Origin of the sequence: Corallococcus praedator (genome assembly GCF_003612125.1) — a bacterium.
GTDB lineage: Bacteria > Myxococcota > Myxococcia > Myxococcales > Myxococcaceae > Corallococcus > Corallococcus praedator.
On the sequence record NZ_RAWI01000912.1, the window covers coordinates 1 to 473 of the forward strand.

The 473-nt window shown below is 59.4% G+C and carries 1 protein-coding gene; it reads left to right on the forward strand.

Annotation, left to right across the window (positions count from 1 at the left end):
- On the forward strand, positions 1–473 hold a 473-nt coding region (locus D7Y13_RS42380; RefSeq protein ID WP_208734597.1), incomplete at both ends, for a chemotaxis protein CheW.

Here is a 473-nt window from a genome sequence, read left to right on the forward strand (position 1 = left end):
GTTTACGATCTCCGTGCCGTTTACTTTGTCGGTCGCTCGCGTTTTGCTGGCCGAAAGTAACGGAATGCTGCTGGCTTTTCCGACCGATGTGATCGAGGAAATGTCGGTTTTGGAAACCGATCGCATCATTCAAGCCGGAGGCAGCGAGGCGATCGGCTGGCAGGGATCGCTGGTGCAGCTTGTGCGGCTGGGTCAGTGGCTCAAGTTTCACTGTCCGCGCCAGATGGAAGGACTCGAAACGCCGCCCGTCATCAACGTTCCGACCGTGCTGATCGTGCAGGGGACGCATCGAGTCGCCCTGCAAGTCGATCGATCCTGGGGCGAACAAGAAGTCGCGATTCGGCGGGTCGAAGGCAATCTGCCAATGCCTCCCGGCTTTAGCAACTGCACGATTTTGGGCGATGGCCGCGTCGTTCCTCTCGTGAACCTGCCGGATTTACTGCACTGGCTTGCTGCTGCGCCCGTGTCCGCTC